The sequence below is a fragment of the Cobetia sp. 10Alg 146 genome, assembly GCF_029846385.1.
Lineage (GTDB): Bacteria > Pseudomonadota > Gammaproteobacteria > Pseudomonadales > Halomonadaceae > Cobetia > Cobetia marina.
The window spans coordinates 76,907-96,790 of record NZ_JARWKT010000009.1; the positions used below are offsets into that span (position 1 = coordinate 76,907).

Here is a 19,884-nt window from a genome sequence, read left to right on the forward strand (position 1 = left end):
TGTCTGAAAACGCGCATCACCCTCCGGGGTGGTGCGCGTTTTCGTTTGGGCCAGCGCCGAGGCGACGCTAGGATGGAGGCACTCGTCACGCCTCGCTCTCGACTCGTCTCGCCTCGGCCATGAGGGCTCGGGGGCTTTGCCAGCAGGATGCCCGCATGTTTACCGTTCTTCACGCCAATCACCTCGAGGATCTGCGCGATCTGGCGCTCAAGGTGATCAAGGCCGCTCCCCAGCCTCCGCTGGTGCCGGAAACCTTTCTCGTCCAGTCCAACGGCATGGCCCAGTGGCTGAGGTTGTCATTGGCCGAGGCCGATGGCATCGCTGCCTCGGTCGATTTTCCACTGCCCTCAAGCTTCGTGTGGCGTGCCTATCGCGGGGTCCTGGGTGGCGTGCTGGGCGACGAGATTCCGGAGCTGTCACCCTTCGACAAGGGCCCGCTTGCCTGGCGTCTGCTGCGCCTTTTGCCGGGCCTGCTGGCCGATGAATCCCAGGCGGAATGCTATGCGCCGCTCAGGGATTACCTGTGTCGCGATGAGCGTGGCCAGCTGATCGAGGCAGTCGATGAGGGTGCCCTGCCTGCACTGCCCGAGGGGCCGGAGGCAGAGCGTCAGCAGTGGCAGCTGGCCTGCCAGCTGGCGGATCTCTTCGATCAGTACCTCAACTATCGCCCCGAGTGGGTGCGCAGCTGGGAGAGCGGGCTGGAGGATGACAACTTCCGCGATGCCTTCGCGCGTCAGCAGGCCGCAGGCGAGCTGCCCGCCAATCTGCTGCCGGACAACCTGCCCGCCAGCCAGAAATGGCAGCCGGCCCTGTGGCGCGCGGTACTGGCGGATGCGCCGCCCAGCAGCCGACAACATCACCGTGCCGCTCTGCATGGTCGCTTCGTCGCGGCCGCGCGCGCGCTGGAATCACTGCCCTCATCACGCCGCCACCCGTTGCCGCCACGCCTGTTCGTGTTCGGCATCTCGGCACTGCCTGGGCAGACGCTGGATGCGCTGCATGCGCTGTCCGGGGTGATGGACATCTACCTGATGATCACCAATCCCTGCCGTCATTACTGGGGCGATATCGTCTCCGACCGCGAAGCCGTGCGGCGCAGTATGAGAGCCGACAGTCTGCGCATGGACAGCGAGCGCGTCGCGCGACAGCGTGCCCGTCACCCCGAGGCACCGGCGCTGACCGGGCTGGCGGAGGAGGAGCTGCACCTCAAGGCCAATCCGCTGCTGGCCGGGCTGGGAGCCCAGGGGCGTGACTTCATCGTCAATCTGTATGAATTCGAGAGCGCGCTGTCCGGGCGCGACAGCGGTTTCGATCTCGAACTGGACGTCTTCGTGCCGCGCATCAGCGAGGATACGCCGCCCGAGCAGGCACCGCTGCTGCATCAGATCCAGGACGAGATTCTCGAGCTGGTGCATCCCGGCGAGCGCGCCCTGGCCGAGGGAAGTCCTCGCAGGCTGGAGGCGCAAGATGATTCCATCAGTCTGGTCAGCGCCCACTCGGCGCTGCGCGAAGTCGAGATTCTGCATGACCGCCTGCTGGCGGCCTTCGAGCGTGCCCACGAGGCGGCCAGGCAGGGTGGGGGCGAACCGCTGCGGCCGCGCGACATCCTGGTGATGGTGCCGGACATCGACCGATATGCCCCCTATATCGAGGCGGTCTTCGGTCAGCTGCCGCCGGGCAATCCGCGCCATATTCCCTTCACCATCGCCGACCGGGTGGCCAGTCAGGCCAATCCGCTGCTCGGACTGGTCTTGATGCTGCTGGAGCTGCCGGAGCGCCGCCTCGGCGTCAGCGAGGTGCTGGATGCGCTGGATGTCGCCGCCTTCCGGCGTCGTTTCGCCATCGAGGAGGGCGAACTTGAGCGCCTACGGCGCTGGCTGGCCGACAGCGGCGTGCGCTGGGGGCTCTCCGGTGAGCACCGTGAGCAGCTCGGCTTCATGCCCCTCGACGAGAACAGCTGGCGCTTCGGGCTCGAGCGCATGCTGCTGGGCTACGCCACCGGGGCCCCGGCGGCCGGTGCCCCGGCGGCCGGCGGTCCGGCGGCCGGCTCCCCAGTACAAGGTGAGCAGAGCGCCGACCTGATGGACGACCTGATGGACGATCTGATGGACGGCCTTGTCGACATGAATGGCCTGAGCTTCGATGGCGTGGTGCCCTTCGATGAAGTGGCCGGTCTCGAGGCCGAACTGGCAGGCAAGGTCGGCGAGCTGATCGAGAGCCTGGATCGCTGGCGCCGCTGGCTGGACACCTCGCGTACGCCAGCGGACTGGGCGACTACGCTGCAGCGATTGTGGGAGGAGAGCCTCAGCCCGGACAGTGCCGAGGAATTCGACATTCTGGCGCGTCTGCAGGCGGCGCTCTCGCGCCTCGACAAGGGCTGGCAGCAGGCCGGTTTCGAGGGCTGCCTGTCGCTCAAGGTGGTACGCGAGGCGCTGCGCGGCGAGCTGGACAGCGGCGGTCTCGCCCAGCGCTTCCTTGCCGGGCGGGTCAACTTCGCCACCCTGATGCCGATGCGTGCGATTCCCTTCCGCGAAGTGCACCTGCTGGGCATGAACGATGGTGACTACCCGCGCGTGCGCATGCCGCAGGATTTCGATCTGATGGCCAGCCGCCCCCAACCGGGAGACCGCTCACGGCGTGACGATGATCGCTACCTGTTCCTGGAGGCGCTGCTGGCGGCGCGGGATCGCCTGTCGATCTCGTGGGTCGGGCGTGACCAGCGCGACAACGGCGAACGGCCGCCCTCGGTACTGGTCGGGGAATTGCTTGATTACATCGAGCTGGGCTGGGAGCCCGAGCAGCCGCACTCCGCCAAGTGTTCGCGGGAGGCGGCGCTGCGCGAGCGCCTGATCACCGAGCACCCGCTGCAGCCGTTCTCGCGGCGTTATTTCCATGCCTCCCAGGCAGCGGCCGTCGATCTGTTCAGCTATGACGCCAGCTGGTCGAGCCTGTATCGCGCGGCGGATCAGGCTCCAACCTCAGAGGCATCCCCGGTGAACCCGAGCGAGGCCAGCAAGGCGAGCGCGGCGGGGGCCGCCGCCTTGAAGCAGCTGGTGGAGCAGGCGCCGGAGTCCCATCTGCGTCTCGGCGCGGACTCGCTGGCGCGCTTCCTGCGTCGTCCCTGGCAGCTGGGGCTGGACCGCGTCGGCGTGCGCTTCCGCGATGCCGAGGTGCCGGATGAAGACAACGAACCCTTCGCCCCCGACGGGCTGGAGAACTTCACCCTGACCCGCGAGCTGCTGGACGCCGCGCTCACCGGACAATCCTTGCCGCTGGCCGCCGAACGTCTGCGCCGAGCCGGGCGCCTGCCGGCGCTGGGCTTTGCCGATGCGCTGATTGAACCGCGCCTCAAGCGTCTCGATCAGCAGCTGGCCAGCTGGCGCGACCAGCTCAGCGATGCCACCTCGCTGCCGCCGCGCACCCTCGAGGTACCGCTGATCATGCAGGATGAGGACGGCAAGCCCTTGCGGGTGACGCTCACCACGCGTCTGATCAGCCGTCGGCAACTGCGCGATGACGCCGAGGGCGAGAGCCGCCTGCTGGCCACGCTGGAGGCGACCCACTTCGGCACCCTCAAGCCTGGCAAGGAGGGCCGCTACAAGAAGCTCGGCAAGCCGCATCGTCTGCTGGCCGGCTATCTCGACTGGCTGATGGCCAACGCGCGCCCCGGCCTCGGGGAGGTGGCGGGTGATCAGGGCACGCGCCGTGAAGGCTATCAGTGGCTGGCGGTGTTCGAGGACCGCTGGCTGCTGTTCCCCGCGCTGCGCATCGAGCAGGCCGAAGCTGCGCTGCGCCATCTCGTCAAGGCGTATGCCCAGGGCTGGCAGGCGCCGCTGGCCGCCGCGCTGGAATTGGCGACCACGCTCTGGGAGGTAGTGGGCGAGGAGGATCGCAGTGCCTTGTTCGGCGCACTCAAGGCGCAGGCCGCTGACGGCACGCCAACCCTTGAGACGGCGCTGGCCGCCATCTACAAGCCCTGGCTTGCCGACAGCCTGTCGCGCGCCATGGAAACCCGCTTCACGGAAGACATCTTCAAGGGCCCCCAGGCACTCAGGCGACAGGAAGGCGCGCTGGGCGAGCTGTGGCCGGAGTTCGATGCCTTCGCCCGTGCGGGCGGCGTGCTCAACAGCGTGCAGCTCTATCAGCCGTTGATCGAGAGCATGATCGGCGTGCGTCAGGGCATTCTCGGCGAGCGCGCGGTGGAGCTTGCCACCGGGAAGGGGCAGTCATGAGCGATACCAGAGTGGAAGGCATGAGCGGTGTGGAGAGTGGCGTGGGGAGCGGCGTGAGGAGTGGCATCGCTCAGGACAAGGAAGCGGCAATGAGTGACGAGATGAATCAAGGCGTGCAGGGCCAGGCCCTCGATATTCCGACGCTGCCCCTGCTCGGTCAGCATCTGATCGAGGCGAGTGCCGGCACCGGCAAGACCTTCACCCTCGCCGCGCTCTACGTGCGGCTGGTGCTCGGGCCCTTGCCCGGGCAGGCGGCCAGCGTGAGCTATCCGCGTCCGCTGACGCCGCCGGAGATTCTGGTGGTGACCTTCACCGAAGCCGCCACCGCCGAGCTGCGTGACCGCATTCGCGCGCGCCTCAAGCAGGCGCGTGAGGCGCTGCTGGGGCGTGCCAGTCCTGATCCGATCCTGGCTGAATTGCTCGCGCCGCTGCTGACATCCTCACCTGCCGAGGACGCATCGCGCCTCAAGGCCGCGGCGGCGCGGCGCCTCGATCAGGCCGCGCGCCTGATGGATGACGCCGCCATCTTCACCATCCACGGCTTCTGTCAGCGCATGCTCAGTCGGCATGCCTTCGATGCCGGCGGACGCTTCGGCGCCGAGCTGCTGCAGGATGGTCAGTCGCTGCTGACACGTTGCGTCGAGGATTACTGGCGCTGCGAATTCTACCCGTTGGCCCGCGAGTGGCAGGCCTTGATCCGTGGGCGCTGGGCCGGCCCGGAAGCACTGGGAGAGGAGCTGCGCGGCCTGTTGCGTGACGGCACGCCACGCCCGCTGTATCGCGACGGTGAATGTCTTGAGGCCCCGCAAGACCTGAGCGAGCTGCTCGGCAATGCCGAACAGTGGCGTCAGCAGCAACAGGCCGCCCGGCGCGCCGTCGAGGAAAGCTTCGATGAGCCGGCCATCCGCGACGTGATGGGCGAAGCCTTCGCCAGCAAGGCGCTCAACGGCAACAGCTACAAGGAGGCCGAACTCGAGCCTCGCCTGGCGGCGACGGCCGCCTGGCTGGCCAGCGGCGAGCACGATTTCGCCGCCGACATGCTCGACAGCAAGAAGCTGTGCTGGCTGAGTCAGGCCAAGCTCGAGAAGGGCACCAGGAAGAACTGCCAGACGCCGCGTCACCCCTTCTTCGCGGCGCTGGACCTGCTGGCCGAGGTGCCGGCACCGGACGCCGTGCTGCTGGATCAGGTCGCCGTGCACGCGCGTGACAGCGTCGCCCGCGCCCTGATCTGCGAGAAGCGCCGTCTGGGACTCTGGGAATTCTCGGACCTGCTCAATGACCTCGACCACGCGCTGGACCCTTCGCTCAATGGCGAGGCCAGCCAGCGTCTGGCGCGTCAGATCCGTCAGGAACTGCCGGTGGCGATGATCGACGAATTCCAGGATACCGACCCGGTCCAGTACCGCATCTTCCGGCGCATCTATCCACAGACGGCGGGCGATGGCCCGCGCGATGGGCCGCTCGATGAGCAGCACGTTGACGTTGCTGACAGTGACGAGGCTGACGAGGCACCCAGCACGCTGTTGATGATCGGTGACCCCAAGCAGGCCATCTACGCCTTCCGCGGCGCCGATATCGACACCTATCTGGCGGCGCGCCAGGTCACCCCCTCGCGCTTCACCCTGCCGCGCAACTTCCGCTCCAGCGCCGCGATGGTGGCGGCGGTGAATGCGCTGTTCGCCCAGCATCCCGCGCCCTTCGGCAGTGAGGACATTCCCTTCCAGCCGGTCGAGGCCCAGGGCACGCGCACCCGGCTGGTGCTGCGGCATCCGGATGGCCGCGAAGAGGCCGCCTGTGCACTGAATCTGTGGTGGGCCAACGGTGAGCGCCTGAGCGCCGATGCGCATCGCCGCGCCATGAGTCGCGCCTGCCGCACCCAGATCCAGACACTGCTCGAGGGCCAACAACGCCTGGCGGCGGGCGAGCCGGGACTGGTGTTCATGGACGCGGGAGATTCGACGGTGCGGGGCGTGGCCGCCAGCGATATCGCCGTGCTGGTACGCAACGGGCGCGAGGCCGCAGCGGTGCGTGGGGCGCTTGCCGAAGGCGGTATCCGCAGTGTCTATCTGAGCGAGAAGAGCTCGGTGTTCGACACGCCGGAGGCCTTCGAGCTGCTGCAGCTGTTCGAGGCTGTCGCCCATCCGCGGGATGACCGTCGTCTGCGCGCCGCGCTGGCGACACGCCTGCTGGCGGATGACCTCTCGCTGGTTGAGCGCCTTGCGGTGGATGAACTGGCCTGGGAGCGTGAAGTCGAGCGCTTCGATGGCTACCACCGCGACTGGCAGCGGCGCGGTGTGCTGCCGATGCTGCGCGGCGTGATGCGTGACTTCCGGGTCGGTGAGCGGCTGGCGACCCGCGCCGGGGGGGAGCGTGCCCTGACGGATGTGCTGCACCTGGGGGAGCTGGCCCAGAATGCCGCCCAGCGGCTCGATGGCGAACAGGCGCTGCTGCGCTGGTGGCATCAGGCACTGGAATCCGGCCATGAAGCGCTGGACAGCGACAGCCTCAGTCAGCGACTGGAAAGTGATGAGGGGCTGGTGCGCGTCGTCACCATCCACAAGTCCAAGGGGCTTGAGTATCCCATCGTGCTGTTGCCGTTCATGGCCAGCTTCCGCGCCGCCGAGCCGGACAGGAATTTCGGCCTGCTGACCCTCAAGCAGCGCTGGCTGGCCACGGCTGAAGAGGGAAGCGATGACGAGGAAGACGATAACGAGGAAGTGCCTGCTCGGAGAGTCGATCAGGAGGATGACGCGCTGGATGATAGCATCCTGGTCAAGAAGCCCTCCAAGGAGGCCATCGCGGCGGCCGACCATGCACGTCTGATGGAAGACGTGCGTCTGCTCTACGTGGCGCTGACACGGCCCAAGTTCGCCTGCTGGCTGGGGCTGGCGCCCATCGGCAAGGGCGGCTTCAGCAAGCAGCTCAGCCTGCCCGTCACCGCCATCGGTTATCTGCTCGGCATGAGTGACAACGAGGAGATCGAGGCCAGCGCCATCGAGGCTGCCTTGCGCCGCTGGTGTGAACAGCAGTCGGCCGGACTCGCTCGCGTGTCCGGTCTGCCGGAGTTGCCCGGTCATGACTATCAGCCACCGGCGGAGCGCGATCAGCACTTCCACGGCGCGCGTCACTTCGCCGGCGGCATCGAGGATGACTGGTGGATCGCCTCCTACACCGCCTTGCTCACGGATGCCCGTCAGGTGACGGCGGCGCTGGAAGACACCGGCGATGCCGAGGATGACCGCGTGCCCGAAGGCGCCACCGAGATCGCGCTGGAAGAAGGCGAGCAGGGCCTGACCCGCCCGGACCGCGAGGTGGCGGGCCAGTCAGGCCCGCTGCTGGCTGGCGGCCTGCCGATGACGGTGGGCGAGATCCACCTGCATGATTTCCCGCGTGGGCCGCGTCCGGGGACCTTCCTGCACGGCCTGCTGGAGGCGGTGGATCTCGATCGTCTCGGTGCGGAGGACTATCGCGGCGAGCTTGAGCGGCTGGTGGGCTCGCGGCTGCATTTCGGTGGCTTCGATGCCAGCTGGCAGCCACGCCTCACCGACTGGCTGGAGCAGGCACTGACCCGTCCGCTGCAGGGCTTCGAGGGCGAGCCTATCCTGCTCAATCGACTCGAGGCCTGGCAGCCGGAGCTGGAATTCTGGCTGCCGGCCGTGCACGCGCGCAGTCTGCCGCTGGACGCCGTGGTCACCGCGCTGGAACCGTTGCCGCGCTCGCGGCCCAGGCTCGCGCCACGCCGCATGCACGGCATGCTCAAGGGCTTCATCGATCTTACCTTCCAGTCCGGCGGCCGCTGGTACGTGCTGGACTGGAAATCCAACTATCTGGGCGAGCGCCCCGAGGATTATCTTGGCGAGTCACTGGCCCGCGCCATGGTCGAGCACCGCTACGACCTGCAGTACGTGCTCTACACCCTCGCGCTGCATCGCCTGCTCAAGGCGCGCCTCGGCGAGGACTACGATTACGAGCGCTGCATGGGCGGGGTGCTGTATGTCTTCCTGCGCGGCCTGGATGCCGGCGGTGATTCACCCGCGCTTGCGGTGGATGAAGCCACGGCGACGCCCGGCCGGCCCTTTGAAGAGACAGCGACGCCCGGCGTGGCGACCCCCGGCCAGCCCTTTGAAGAGACAGCGACGCCCGGCAGGCCCTTTGAAGAGACAGCGACGCCCGGCGTGTTCCAGCGGCGGCCATCACAGGCGCTGATCGAGGCGCTGGATCTCTGGCTGGGCGGTGACAGCTCCGCATTGGACAGCCTGCTCCTTCACACCACCGACACCACGCCACTAACGCAAAGCGGCCAGCAGGGGGCCTTCGATGTCTGACGCCACGCCTTTGGAAACGCAGCAGCACAGCGCTGCCCCTGACGCCCCGACTGCCGAGACCCTGCTCGCGACGCTCGGCCTGTGGGTGGAGCTGGGCTGGCTCAGGCGAGTCGATGCCCATCTGGTGCGCTTCATGGCGCGTCATGTGCCGGAGGCCCCGGCCAGAGTGCTGCTGGCGGCTGCGCTTGCCAGCCACCAGCTGGGGCGCGGGCATGTGTGCCTGTCGCTGTCGCGGGCGCTGGCCGAGCCACGCGCGACCCTGTCGCTGCCACCGCTGGAGCAGTCCGAGGCGCATCTTGCCGAGGTCAGCGTGGCCTTGCCGGAAGCCTTCCTGGCGGATCTCGATGCCGGCCGCTGGGCCGAGCAGCTGGCGGAATCGCGGCTGGTCAGCGTGCTGGCGCAGGCCGATTCCCCGGCAGGCCATCTGCCGCTGCGCCCGCTGGTGCTGGTGGGCGAGCGCCTCTATCTGCGCCGTTACTGGCAGGCCGAGCGTGAAGTCGCGGCGGGGCTGCGTGCGCGGATGGGGCCGAGCGAGGAGGGCGAGACGCGGGTCAGCGATGCGCTGGGCGAGCGTCTGCGTGAGCTGTTCACCAGCAATCAGCCGGACCCCCATGGCGCGCCGGACTGGCAGAAGCTGGCTTGTGCTCTGGCGCTGCGTCAGCGCCTGACGGTGATCTCCGGCGGTCCCGGTACCGGCAAGACCACCACCGTCACGCGCCTGTTGGCACTGTTGCAGGCGCAGGCGCTCTCTGGTGGAGCTGGCGGTGTGGAGGTGGAGAGCGGTGTGGTAGGCAGTGTCGGGAGCGATGAGACAGGCCATCCGCATGAGCGGCGGGCGCTGGATATCCGACTGGTCGCCCCGACCGGCAAGGCGGCGGCGCGGCTGTCGGAGTCGATCCGTGGCGCGGTGGCGAAGCTCGAGGTGCCAGACGCGGTGCGCGCCGCCATCCCGCGTGAGGCAAGCACCGTGCACCGCCTGCTGGGCGCACGTCCGGATTCCCGCCACTTCCGCCATCACGCCGGCAACCCGCTGGCGCTGGACCTGCTGGTGGTGGATGAAGCCTCGATGGTCGATCTCGACCTGATGGCGGCGCTGCTCGGCGCGCTGCCCGCCCACGCCCGCCTGATTCTGCTCGGCGACAAGGACCAGCTGGCCTCGGTGGAAGCCGGCGCCGTGCTGGGCGATCTCTGCGAGCATGCGCTGCCGCCGCGTTACTCACCGGCGCTGTGTGCAGACCTCGCCCGCCTGACCGGTGAAACGCTGGATGAGGCCATCGCCACGCCGGATGTCTCGGAGACGCAGGACACGGCAGACCGCGGCCGACTCGCCGATCACGTGGTGGTGCTGCAGAAGAGTTATCGCTTCTCCGCCGACAGTGGCATCGGCGCCCTGGCACGTGCCAGCAACGCCGGGGACCGTCAGGCGCTGCGCGCCGCCTGGAAGACAGGCTACAGCGATATTGCCTGGCTGAAGCTCAGCGGCCCGGAGGACCGCGATCTGGAGACGCTGGTGGTCAATGGCTATCGCCCGGCGCTGGAGGCCGTGCGTGAGCGGCGCCCGGTACGAGAGGTGATCGATCTGCTGCTCGAGTTTCAGCTGCTGTGCGCGCTGCGCCGTGGCCCCTATGGGGTCGATGGCCTCAACCAGCGTGTGGCGCGGGTGCTGATGCGCCGTGGGCTGATCGCCGAGGAACGCGGCTGGTACGCCGGGCGTCCGGTGATGGTGACGCGCAATGATCGCGCGCTGGGGCTCTACAACGGCGATGTCGGCATCACCCTGTCGGACCCCGCCGCCGGGGGACGCCTGCGCGTGTTCTTCCCGGTCGAGGAGGAGGTGTCGTCAGACGCCGAGCGTGATGGGCAGGACACCGAGATCCAGCGCTTCCACCGTGGCGTGCGCGCGGTATTGCCGTCACGTCTCGAGGCGGTGGAGACGGTCTTCGCGATGACAGTCCACAAGTCGCAGGGTTCCGAGTTCCGCCATGTGGTATTCGTGTTGCCTGAGGGTGCCAACCCGATTCTGACTCGTGAGCTGGTCTACACCGGCATCACGCGGGCCAAGTCGCGGGTCACGCTGGCGGGCACCCGCCGCGAGACGCTGGAAGGCGCCATTGAACGACGCGTGGTGAGAGCCAGCGGGCTGGTGCTCTAGACCGGACGCCGACGGATGATCGTCAGGTCAGGCCCCGCTGCGCTCGACAGGAGGAGGGGACATGACGGATGTCAGCAGTCGCGTGAAGGGAAGGCCGCAGCCACAGAGCGAGATGATTGCCGTACCGCTGGCCACGGCGGCCAGCCAGCTCAAGGACCCGCAGGCGGCGGTGGCCGAGCTGGCCCGAAAGCTTGATGACTCGCTCGGTGGCCGCCAGCGGCTCGGCGGGGTGCTGTTCTTCTGCTCGGCGGATTACCCCCTCCCGGCACTGGGTCAGGCGCTGGCCGATGCCTTCGGTGAGGTAGCGGTGAGTGGCTGTACCACCGCCGGCGAGATCACGCCCGAGGGCTATGCGCGCGGCTCCATCACCGCCATCGGCCTGGCGCGCAGCGACTTCGCGCTGGCGCAGGTGTTGATCGATGATCTGAGCGGTTTCGACCTTCCGCGTGCCCAGGCGCTGAGTGATGAGCTGCTGTCGCGCTGTCGCGAGCAGGCCGTGGCGCCGGTGATGGGCAACAGCTTCGCGCTGACGCTGCTCGACGGCCTCTCGAGCAGCGAGGAGCAGGTACTGGCGACGCTGGATGCAGCGCTGGGCAGCATTCCCGCCTTCGGTGGCTCCGCCGGGGACGACAACCGGTTGGCGCATACCTATGTCTACGCCGACGGGGTCTTCCATGATCAGGCGGCGGTCGTGGTGGTGGTCAATACGCGGCTGCCGTTCGAGGTCATCAGTACGCACCACCTCACACCGCTGGCCGACAAGCTGGTGGTGACGGCGGTGGACCGCGATTCACGCCGCGTGCTGGAGCTGAATGCCGAGCCCGCCGCCGAGGAGTATGCGCGGCTGGCAGGTGTCGCCTCCGAGGCGCTGGAGGAGGCGGTCTTCGCGCGCTGCCCGCTGGCGGTGCGCATCGGTGAGGCGCATTACGTGCGCTCCATCCAGCGCGTGAATGCCGATGCCAGCCTGAGCTTCTACTGCGCGGTGGAGACCGGCATCGTGCTCACTGCCATGCAGGCCACGCCGATTCTCGCGCAGCTCGAGCAGCGGCTGACCGAGGTGGAGGCGCGTCTGGGGCCGCCCGCGCTGACCATCGGCTGTGACTGCTTCCTGCGGCGCATGGAGATCGAGGCGCTGGGGCTGGAGGCAGAGGCCTCGCGTCTGCTCAGGCATCACCGGGTGATCGGCTTCAATACCTACGGTGAGCAGCATCACGGCATGCACATCAACCAGACCTTCACCGGCGTGGTGATCGGCCAGCGCCGTCTCGCGGCCGATGGCACGGGAGGACAGGATGGCGCCTGATACGCCGCTGACAGATTCCCGAAAGGACGGCCTGAGCGCTGAACTCGCCGCCCTCAAGGCGCGCAATCGCCAGCTGGAGAAGATCAACGCCGCCCTGATCGAGCGGGTCGAATCCAGCAGCCCTTCACCGAGCGCGCCCTACGCCGCCTTCGAGCACGCCGTCCTGCTGGCGGATCAGGTGCGCGAGCGTACCGACACCCTGCACCGCACCCTCGATGAACTGGGGGCACTCAATCGACGTCTGACCGCCGCCAAGGCCGCCTCCGAGGCGGCCAACCACTCCAAGACGCGCTTTCTCGCCGCCATCAGTCATGATCTGCTGCAACCCCTGAATGCCGCCCGATTGTTCGCAAGCGCCCTGGAAGAGCAACTGGCGAGGCTGGCACTTGATGACCCCACGCCTGCCGAGCTGGTGGCGCGGCTGGGGCGCTCGCTGGCCGATGTCGAGAGCCTGCTGGGCACGCTGGTGGACATCTCGCGGCTGGATGCCGGCGTGCTGACGGCCGATGTCGCCACCTTCCCGGTGCGTGAGCTGCTGGATGTGCTCGCCGAGGAATATCGTCAACTGGGCGCTGCCCGTGGGCTGGAGTTGCACTACGTGGCCAGTCACCTGAGTGTCGAGTCGGACCTGCAGCTGCTGGCGCGCGTGATACGCAATTTCCTGAGCAATGCCCTGCGCCATGTGCCGGATGGCTCGACGCGCGGGCGGGTGCTGCTGGGGTGTCGCCGGCGCGGTGACTGGCTGGAGATCACCGTGGCCGACAACGGCCCCGGCATCGCCGAGCATCAGCGCGAGGTGGTCTTCCAGGAATTCCGGCGTCTCGCACCGCGCCAGGACAACGAGCAGCGCGGCCTCGGGCTGGGACTGGCGATCGTCAAGCGCATCACCGGCCTGCTGGAGCACCCCCTGTCGTTGGCCAGCACGCCGGGGCGAGGTGCCGCCTTCGCGGTGCGCGTGCCGATTCGACAGCCTGCCAATGTGATGGGCCCGGCGGCTGACGCGCCTTCTCCCGGCCAGCCTTGCGCGTCACCGCTCGCGCAGCCGCTGCTCGATACCGTTATCTGGGTGGTCGAGGATGATCGGGAGGTGTGTGCCGGCATGCAGTCATTGCTCGAGGGCTGGGGCGCGAGTGTCCACTGCGCCGATACCGCCGAGGTGCTGTTGCAGCAGGCGCTGGCCGCGCCGCCGGAGGTGTTGATCGTCGATCATCAGCTGGGTGATGGGCAGCCCGATGGTCTGGCGCAGGCACAACGCCTGCGCAAGCGTTGGCCAGACTTGCCGGTGGTGGTGATCAGCGCGGACCATTCGGCGCCGCTCAAGGCCAGGGCACGCGCGCTCGGCTTCGGGTTCCTGCTCAAGCCGGTCAAGCCGCTGCGCCTGCGCCAGCTGTTGCTCCATTGTCGTTAGCCTTCGCGGGGAAGGAAGAGGCAGGAGGGATTGAAGGAGACTATCAGCTACCGCGCTGAATTTTAATGAGAACTAATCGTATTTAGCATGTATGCTCGTGTCATGACATCCCGCATCCCCTTTCTCTGTTCGCGGGCCATTGATCTGGCAGGTTTCCCCCCCATGCTGAATATCATGTCCGATAAATCCGTACGTCATGCCGCCAGCATGTCGCTGGGCAGTGAAGGTGAAGCCTCTGCTGCCGGCGGTGTGCGCACCGCATCCCCTCTGTCCCTTGCGGGACGCCTGCGTCGCGCGCTGCCGTTTCTCGGCCCGGCGATGATCGCCGCCGTCGCCTACATCGACCCCGGCAACTTCGCGACCAACATCGAGGCCGGCTCCCGCTATGGCTATACCCTGCTGTGGGTGGTGCTGTGGGCCAACCTGATGGCGATGTTGATCCAGACCCTGTCCGCCCGGCTGGGGCTGGCCACCGGCAAGAATCTGGCGGAAGTCATCCGTGAGCGCTTCCCGCGTCCGGTGGTCTGGGCCTTCTGGGTGCAGGCGGAGATCGTGGCCATCGCCACCGATCTGGCCGAGTTTCTCGGCGCGGCGCTGGCCTTCAATCTGCTGTTCGGGCTCAGCATGCTGGAAGGGGCGCTGTTGACCGGTGCCATCACCTACGCGGTGCTGGTGATGCAGCGCTACGGCTTCCGCATGATGGAAATGATCATCGGGGCGATGATTCTGGCGGTGTCGGCGGGATTCCTGCTCGAGATCATCCTCAGTCGTCCGCCGGTGGAGCCGATCATCTACGGCCTGCTGACACCAGGTTTCCCGGATAGCCATGCCATCTTCCTGGCGGCCGGTATCCTGGGCGCCACCGTGATGCCCCACGTCATCTACCTGCATTCCGCGCTGTCCCAGAACCGCATCCGGGTGCGCGACAGCGGTCAGCGCCGTCGCGTGATGGGCTACTACCGTCTCGATGTGATCATCGGCATGGCGCTGGCGGGGCTGATCAACATGGCGATGCTGGTGCTGGCCGCCAAGGTCTTCCATGGCAATGGCGAGACCGGCGTGGCTTCCATCACCGAGAGCTACAAGCTGCTGTCGCCGCTGATGGGCCAGAATGCCGCGAGCCTGATCTTCGGCTTCACGCTGCTGCTGGCGGGGCTGTCCTCGTCCATCGTCGGCACCCTGTCCGGGCAGGTGGTGATGCAGGGCTTCGTCAACTTCCGCATTCCGCTGTGGCTGCGTCGCGTGATCACCATGGCACCGGCCATCGCCATCATCCTGATGGGGCTGCCGGAGCAGCAGGTGCTGGTCGCAAGCCAGGTGGTACTCAGCTTCGGGATTCCCTTCGCGCTGGTGCCGCTGTTGATGTTCACCGCCAATCGCCGCCTGATGGGGGACCTGGTCAATCGTCACTGGGTGACGGCCATCGGCATGCTGGTCGCCTTGATCATCATCCTGCTCAATGGCTATGTGCTGGTCGGGGAGCTGATGTAGGGCGAGTCACTCTGTCCCGACACCTGATGGGCAACGCCCCGGTTCGCGCCTCATTCGTGAGCGCTGGATCGGGGCGTTTCGCGTCGTGGGGCGGCAGAGGCCTCACTCGGGCCTGACACGGCAGGCAGGGCATGGCTGGCCAGCAGGATCGCCTGTACCCGGCTGGCGACCCCCAGCTTGTGCAGGATGGCGGAGACATGCGACTTGACGGTGGTCTCCGCCACGCCCAGCTGCCAGGCGATCATCTTGTTGGACTCGCCCAGCACCATGCGTTCCAGCACGCCGCGCTGCTTGGTGGTGAGGGTCTGCCAGCGCCGCGCGAATTCAGCATCGCTGAGGCTCGGCGCCAGTTGGGGCGCTGGCGGTGGCACTGGTACCGATGATGCTGGTGCCGATGATGCAGATGCAGATGATGCTGAGAGCGGCGCTGGACGCGGCGCAGCGCGCATCAACTGGGCAGGCACGTAGACCTCCCCGGCCAGCATGCGTGCGAGGGCATCGCGCAGGGTCTGCGCCGAACTCGACTTGGACAGATACCCCACCGCACCGAGCGCCAATGCCTCGAGTACCGTCTCGCGCGCCTCGTGGGCGGAGAGAATCGCCACCGGCAGCCAGTCTGCCTCCTCGCGCAGGCGCGCCAGGCCTTCCAGGTCGTGGCTGTCGGGCAGGTCGAGATCCAGCAGCAGCAGGTCGAGACTGTCAGCATGATGAGCGATCACGCTGAGCGCTTCCTCGAGACTGGCGGCCTGCAGCAGCTCGTATTCTGGCGTAGAGCCGTCAGCGACGGCCAGATTCAGGGTACGACTGATGGCATCACGGAACAGCGGATGGTCATCCGCGATCAGCAGACGGTACATGAAGGCTCCTGGCCGGTCGTTGGCGGGCGATGTTCTGGTCATGACGTTCCAGGCCATGGCTTTCCTGATCATGACCTTGCTGACAATAGCTACCCTGAGCATAACGTCATGGCGTGGTGTCGTGCCTTGCGGCCTTCGCGGTATGGCCTGTCTTTCCTTTCTTCCTCTGTCTTCCTGTCCCATCTTTCTTGCCTGCCGGGTCTCTCCCTTTTCTCCTCCCAAGGGATGAGACGGTTTCCGCCCATGGGCGCATGTCGCGAATGCCACAAGTGAACAAGACTGTGAGGGTCGCCTGATCAAGCAGTTCTTGATGCAGTCATTGATGCAGTCATTGATGCAGTCATTGATGCAGTCGTTGACGGTCAGGCGAGGGACAGGAGCGCCATCTCCTGTCCACGTGACTTACAACAACAGGTCGTCGATCACGAGCGCCACTCGTGAATCCGACCCACAGGAGTTCGCCATGATCTACGCCTCCCCGGGCAGCGCCGACGCGCTGGTCACGTTCAAGGACACCTACGGCAATTACATCGGCGGGCGTTTCGTCGAGCCGGCCAAGGGGGAATATTTCGACAATGTCAGCCCGGTGACGGGCGAGGTGTTCTGCCGTATCCCGCGCTCGAGTGCGGAAGATATCGATCTCGCGCTGGACGCCGCCCACAAGGCAGCCCCCGCCTGGGGCAAGACCTCGGTGCAGGAGCGTTCCAACATCCTGCTCAGGATCGCGGATCGCATCGAGCAGAATCTCGAGATGCTGGCGGTCGCCGAGACCTGGGACAACGGCAAGGCGGTGCGCGAGACGCTGAACGCCGATATCCCGCTGGCGGCGGATCACTTCCGCTACTTCGCCGGTTGCCTGCGCTCCCAGGAAGGCACCGCGGCGGACATCGATGCCAATACCGTCTCCTATCACTTCCACGAGCCGCTGGGGGTGGTGGGACAGATCATCCCGTGGAACTTCCCGATCCTGATGGCGGCCTGGAAGCTCGGCCCGGCGCTGGCGGCGGGCAACTGCGTGGTGCTCAAGCCGGCGGAACAGACCCCGGCCTCAATCCTGGTGCTGGCGGAGCTGATCAATGACCTGCTGCCGGCAGGGGTGCTCAACATCGTCAACGGCTATGGCGCCGAGGCCGGACAGGCACTGGCGACCAGCAAGCGCATCGCCAAGATCGCTTTCACCGGCTCCACCCCCGTGGGCTCGCACATCCTCAAGTGCGCCGCGGAGACCATCATTCCCTCCACGGTGGAGCTGGGCGGCAAGTCCCCCAACATCTACTTCGCCGACATCATGAATGCCGAGCCCGAGTTCATCGACAAGGCTGCCGAAGGGCTGGTGCTGGCGTTCTTCAATCAGGGCGAGGTGTGCACCTGCCCGTCACGCGCCCTGATCCAGGAAAGCATCTACGACGACTTCATGGCCCGTGTGATGGAGCGCGTGAAGACCATCAAGCGCGGCAATCCGCTGGATACCGACGTGCAGGTCGGCGCCCAGGCCTCCCGCGAGCAGTTCGACAAGATCATGTCCTACATGGATATCGCCCGTGAGGAGGGTGCCGAGGTGCTCACCGGCGGCAGCAGCGAGCAGCTGGAGAACGAGCTGGCCAATGGCTATTACATCCAGCCGACCCTGCTGAAGGGCAACAACGCCATGCGTGTCTTCCAGGAGGAGATCTTCGGGCCGGTGGTCGCCGTCACCACCTTCCGTGACGAGGCCGAGGCGCTGGCCATCGCCAATGATACCGAATTCGGTCTCGGCGCCGGTGTCTGGAGTCGCGACATGAACGTCGCCTTCCGCATGGGGCGCGGTATCCAGGCCGGTCGCGTGTGGACCAACTGCTACCACCAGTATCCCGCCCATGCCGCCTTCGGTGGCTACAAGAAATCCGGTGTCGGTCGCGAGACCCACAAGATGGCACTGGAACACTACCAGCAGACCAAGAACCTGCTGGTCAGCTACGACATCAATCCGCTCGGCTTCTTCTAGGCCTGACCGTCAGCGCCACCGAGGCTAGTGGCGCTGAATCCACCTCCCGCGATGCCTCCTCGAGGAATTCCTCTCGATGCCCGCGCCAGATCCGACTTGCTTGATCTGGCGCAGGGCAGGGAGCACCGCGTCTGGTTTCAATGAAGAGGCAGGTCCGGGGCGTGCGCGAACACTGGCCCTCGCTCACGACCGGACGGGATCGCACTCTCCGCCTGATCTCTGGCTCGCCTTTCCAAGGTTCGTCTTTCGACAATGAATGAGGAGTCCATCATGGATAACAGCATGAAAGCCGCCGTGGTACGTGAATTCGGTGCACCGCTGGTGATCGAGGAAGTCGCGGTACCGCGACCGGGGCGTGGCGAGATTCTGGTCGAGGTCGCCGCCTCCGGGGTCTGTCACACCGACCTGCACGCCGCGCATGGTGACTGGCCGGTGAAGCCCAACCCGCCGTTCATTCCCGGCCATGAGGGCGTCGGCATCATCGCGGCGGTGGGCGAGGGTGTAACCCACGTCAAGGAAGGCGACCGGGTCGGGGTGCCTTGGCTCTACTCGGCCTGTGGCCATTGCGAGCACTGTCTGGGCGGTTGGGAGACGCTGTGCGAGAGCCAGCAGAACACCGGCTATTCGGTGAATGGCGGCTTTGCCCAGTACACGCTGGCGGATGCCGGCTACGTGGGGCGTCTGCCGGACAGCGTGGGCTTCGTGGAGATCGCGCCGGTGCTGTGTGCCGGGGTCACGGTCTACAAGGGGCTCAAGATGACCGACACCCGTCCCGGTCAGTGGGTGGTGATCTCGGGGATCGGCGGGTTGGGTCACATGGCGGTGCAGTACGCCCGCGCCATGGGCCTGAACGTGGCGGCGGTGGACGTGGATGATGCCAAGCTGGATCTGGCCCGCCGTCTGGGGGCCACCGTGACCGTGAATGCCATGAAGGAAGATCCGGCAGCCGTCATCAAGCGCGAGATCGGCGGCGCGCACGGCGCACTGGTGACGGCGGTATCGCCCAAGGCCTTCGATCAGGCCCAGAACATGCTACGCCGTGGCGGTACCCTGGTGCTCAACGGCCTGCCGCCGGGTGACTTCCCGCTGCCGATCTTCTCCACGGTGCTCAACGGCATCACGGTGCGTGGCTCCATCGTCGGCACGCGTCAGGACCTGCAGGAGGCGCTGGACTTCGCCGCGGAAGGCAAGGTCGCGGCCACCGTGCAGACCGGCAGGCTCGAGGATATCAACGACATCTTCGGACGCATGATCGACGGCAAGATCGAGGGGCGCATCGTGCTCGACATGAAGGCCTGAGGCGTTCACTGTCCTGAACTTGACCCCTCTCCACCGACGGCAGATCTTCAGGAATCGGCAGGACTCCAGATACGACAACGCCAGCCCTCGGGCTGGCGTTGTCGTGTCTGGCATGGCCGTGTGCGTCAACTCTCACGCGGTCACTCCAAGGAGCTCTCCATGACGAGTTCGGGCTTCTGCTCATACCGTGCCGAATTTCTCGTTCTCGCCCATGTCCGGGGTGTGGTCCTTGTCGAGGTTGGCGCGCGCAATCTCATAGAGTTGATACGCCTTGCTCTCCTTGGCCTTCCAGTGCTCACCGGATTGCACCTTGACCTCCAGCAGAGTGACATCGGGGTCATCCTTGCCTTCCGGGAACCAGGCGGCCACGAACGGATTCCAGAACTTGTCGATCAGGCCCTGATCGCGGTGCAGATTGGCATGACCGCTCAGCGACACATAGACGCCATCATCCTGATCGGAAAAGCTCAGGCAGACCTCGCTGTCCTTCTTTGCTTCAAACACCTTCTCGGCACTGGCTCGCGTGAAGAACCACAGGGTGCCGTCGTAGTCATCCTGCACCAGATGCATCGGGCGGGCATGTGGCATGCCGTCACCCTGCGTCACCAACATGCCGACCTTCACATCCTTGATCAGCTTCCAGATCTTCTGCTTGTGCTCCGGGCTCGACATCGTGTGTCACTCCTTTGCCTCATGCGAATGAAAATCCGGCTGGCTAGCCGTTGAACAAGACCTTGGAGCGACACCCCACAACTTCAAGGGATGATGATGAAGCTTTCGCTTGATGAGTCAGCACTTGATGAATCAGCGCTTGATCAATCGGGGCTTGATTC

At 66.5% G+C, this 19,884-nt stretch carries 10 protein-coding genes; 8 read left to right on the forward strand and 2 right to left on the reverse strand.

What is annotated here, in order from left to right:
- The first annotated feature begins 155 nt into the window (after positions 1 to 155).
- From QD172_RS14915 to QD172_RS14940, 6 genes are all read left to right on the forward strand, one after another.
- Positions 156 to 4,232, forward strand: coding sequence for an exodeoxyribonuclease V subunit gamma (locus tag QD172_RS14915; protein WP_279856169.1), 4,077 nt, complete (start codon positions 156 to 158; stop codon positions 4,230 to 4,232).
- Entirely contained in the window at positions 4,229 to 8,557 is a 4,329-nt protein-coding gene (recB, locus tag QD172_RS14920; RefSeq protein ID WP_279856171.1) for an exodeoxyribonuclease V subunit beta, read from the forward strand. The genes QD172_RS14915 and recB overlap by 4 nt, the downstream gene beginning before the upstream one ends.
- On the forward strand, positions 8,550 to 10,709 hold the full coding sequence (gene recD, locus QD172_RS14925; RefSeq protein ID WP_279856172.1) for an exodeoxyribonuclease V subunit alpha: 2,160 nt from the start codon (positions 8,550 to 8,552) through the stop codon (positions 10,707 to 10,709). The genes recB and recD overlap by 8 nt, the downstream gene beginning before the upstream one ends.
- 112 nt (positions 10,710 to 10,821) lie before the next feature.
- Entirely contained in the window at positions 10,822 to 12,012 is a 1,191-nt protein-coding gene (gene nosP, locus QD172_RS14930; protein ID WP_279856213.1) for a nitric oxide-sensing protein NosP, read from the forward strand.
- Positions 12,002 to 13,420 (forward strand): hybrid sensor histidine kinase/response regulator, encoded by a 1,419-nt coding sequence (locus QD172_RS14935; protein WP_279856173.1) that lies wholly within the window; start codon positions 12,002 to 12,004, stop codon positions 13,418 to 13,420. The genes nosP and QD172_RS14935 overlap by 11 nt, the downstream gene beginning before the upstream one ends.
- A gap of 174 nt (positions 13,421 to 13,594) precedes the next feature.
- On the forward strand, positions 13,595 to 14,911 hold the full coding sequence (locus QD172_RS14940; RefSeq protein WP_240704271.1) for an Nramp family divalent metal transporter: 1,317 nt from the start codon (positions 13,595 to 13,597) through the stop codon (positions 14,909 to 14,911).
- Between the two features lie 50 nt (positions 14,912 to 14,961).
- On the opposite strand, the gene QD172_RS14945 is transcribed toward QD172_RS14940, so the two are convergent.
- Positions 14,962 to 15,768: a response regulator transcription factor gene (locus QD172_RS14945; RefSeq protein ID WP_279856174.1), complete on the reverse strand. Its 807-nt coding sequence runs from the start codon at positions 15,766 to 15,768 to the stop codon at positions 14,962 to 14,964.
- Between the two features lie 463 nt (positions 15,769 to 16,231).
- Here QD172_RS14945 and QD172_RS14950 point away from each other — a divergent pair, with 463 nt between their 5' ends.
- Positions 16,232 to 17,752, forward strand: a complete 1,521-nt coding sequence (locus tag QD172_RS14950) for an aldehyde dehydrogenase (RefSeq protein WP_279856175.1) — start codon at positions 16,232 to 16,234, stop codon at positions 17,750 to 17,752.
- Positions 17,753 to 18,022: 270 nt separating this feature from the next.
- Positions 18,023 to 19,051 carry an alcohol dehydrogenase AdhP gene (gene adhP / locus QD172_RS14955; protein WP_279856176.1) on the forward strand — a complete coding sequence of 343 codons (1,029 nt, stop codon included), beginning with the start codon at positions 18,023 to 18,025 and terminating at the stop codon, positions 19,049 to 19,051.
- Positions 19,052 to 19,231: 180 nt separating this feature from the next.
- On the opposite strand, the gene QD172_RS14960 is transcribed toward adhP, so the two are convergent.
- On the reverse strand, positions 19,232 to 19,723 hold the full coding sequence (locus tag QD172_RS14960) for a pyridoxamine 5'-phosphate oxidase family protein (RefSeq protein WP_084209317.1): 492 nt from the start codon (positions 19,721 to 19,723) through the stop codon (positions 19,232 to 19,234).
- Positions 19,724 to 19,884 lie beyond the last annotated feature (161 nt).

Coding starts and splice junctions, on each gene's coding strand:
- QD172_RS14915 (WP_279856169.1), top strand. CDS start 156: ATGTTTACCGTTCTTCACGCCAATCACCTCGAGGATCTGCGCGATCTG.
- recB (WP_279856171.1), top strand. CDS start 4,229: ATGAGCGATACCAGAGTGGAAGGCATGAGCGGTGTGGAGAGTGGCGTG.
- recD (WP_279856172.1), top strand. CDS start 8,550: ATGTCTGACGCCACGCCTTTGGAAACGCAGCAGCACAGCGCTGCCCCT.
- nosP (WP_279856213.1), top strand. CDS start 10,822: ATGATTGCCGTACCGCTGGCCACGGCGGCCAGCCAGCTCAAGGACCCG.
- QD172_RS14935 (WP_279856173.1), top strand. CDS start 12,002: ATGGCGCCTGATACGCCGCTGACAGATTCCCGAAAGGACGGCCTGAGC.
- QD172_RS14940 (WP_240704271.1), top strand. CDS start 13,595: ATGTCCGATAAATCCGTACGTCATGCCGCCAGCATGTCGCTGGGCAGT.
- QD172_RS14945 (WP_279856174.1), bottom strand. CDS start 15,768: ATGTACCGTCTGCTGATCGCGGATGACCATCCGCTGTTCCGTGATGCC.
- QD172_RS14950 (WP_279856175.1), top strand. CDS start 16,232: ATGATCTACGCCTCCCCGGGCAGCGCCGACGCGCTGGTCACGTTCAAG.
- adhP (WP_279856176.1), top strand. CDS start 18,023: ATGGATAACAGCATGAAAGCCGCCGTGGTACGTGAATTCGGTGCACCG.
- QD172_RS14960 (WP_084209317.1), bottom strand. CDS start 19,723: ATGTCGAGCCCGGAGCACAAGCAGAAGATCTGGAAGCTGATCAAGGAT.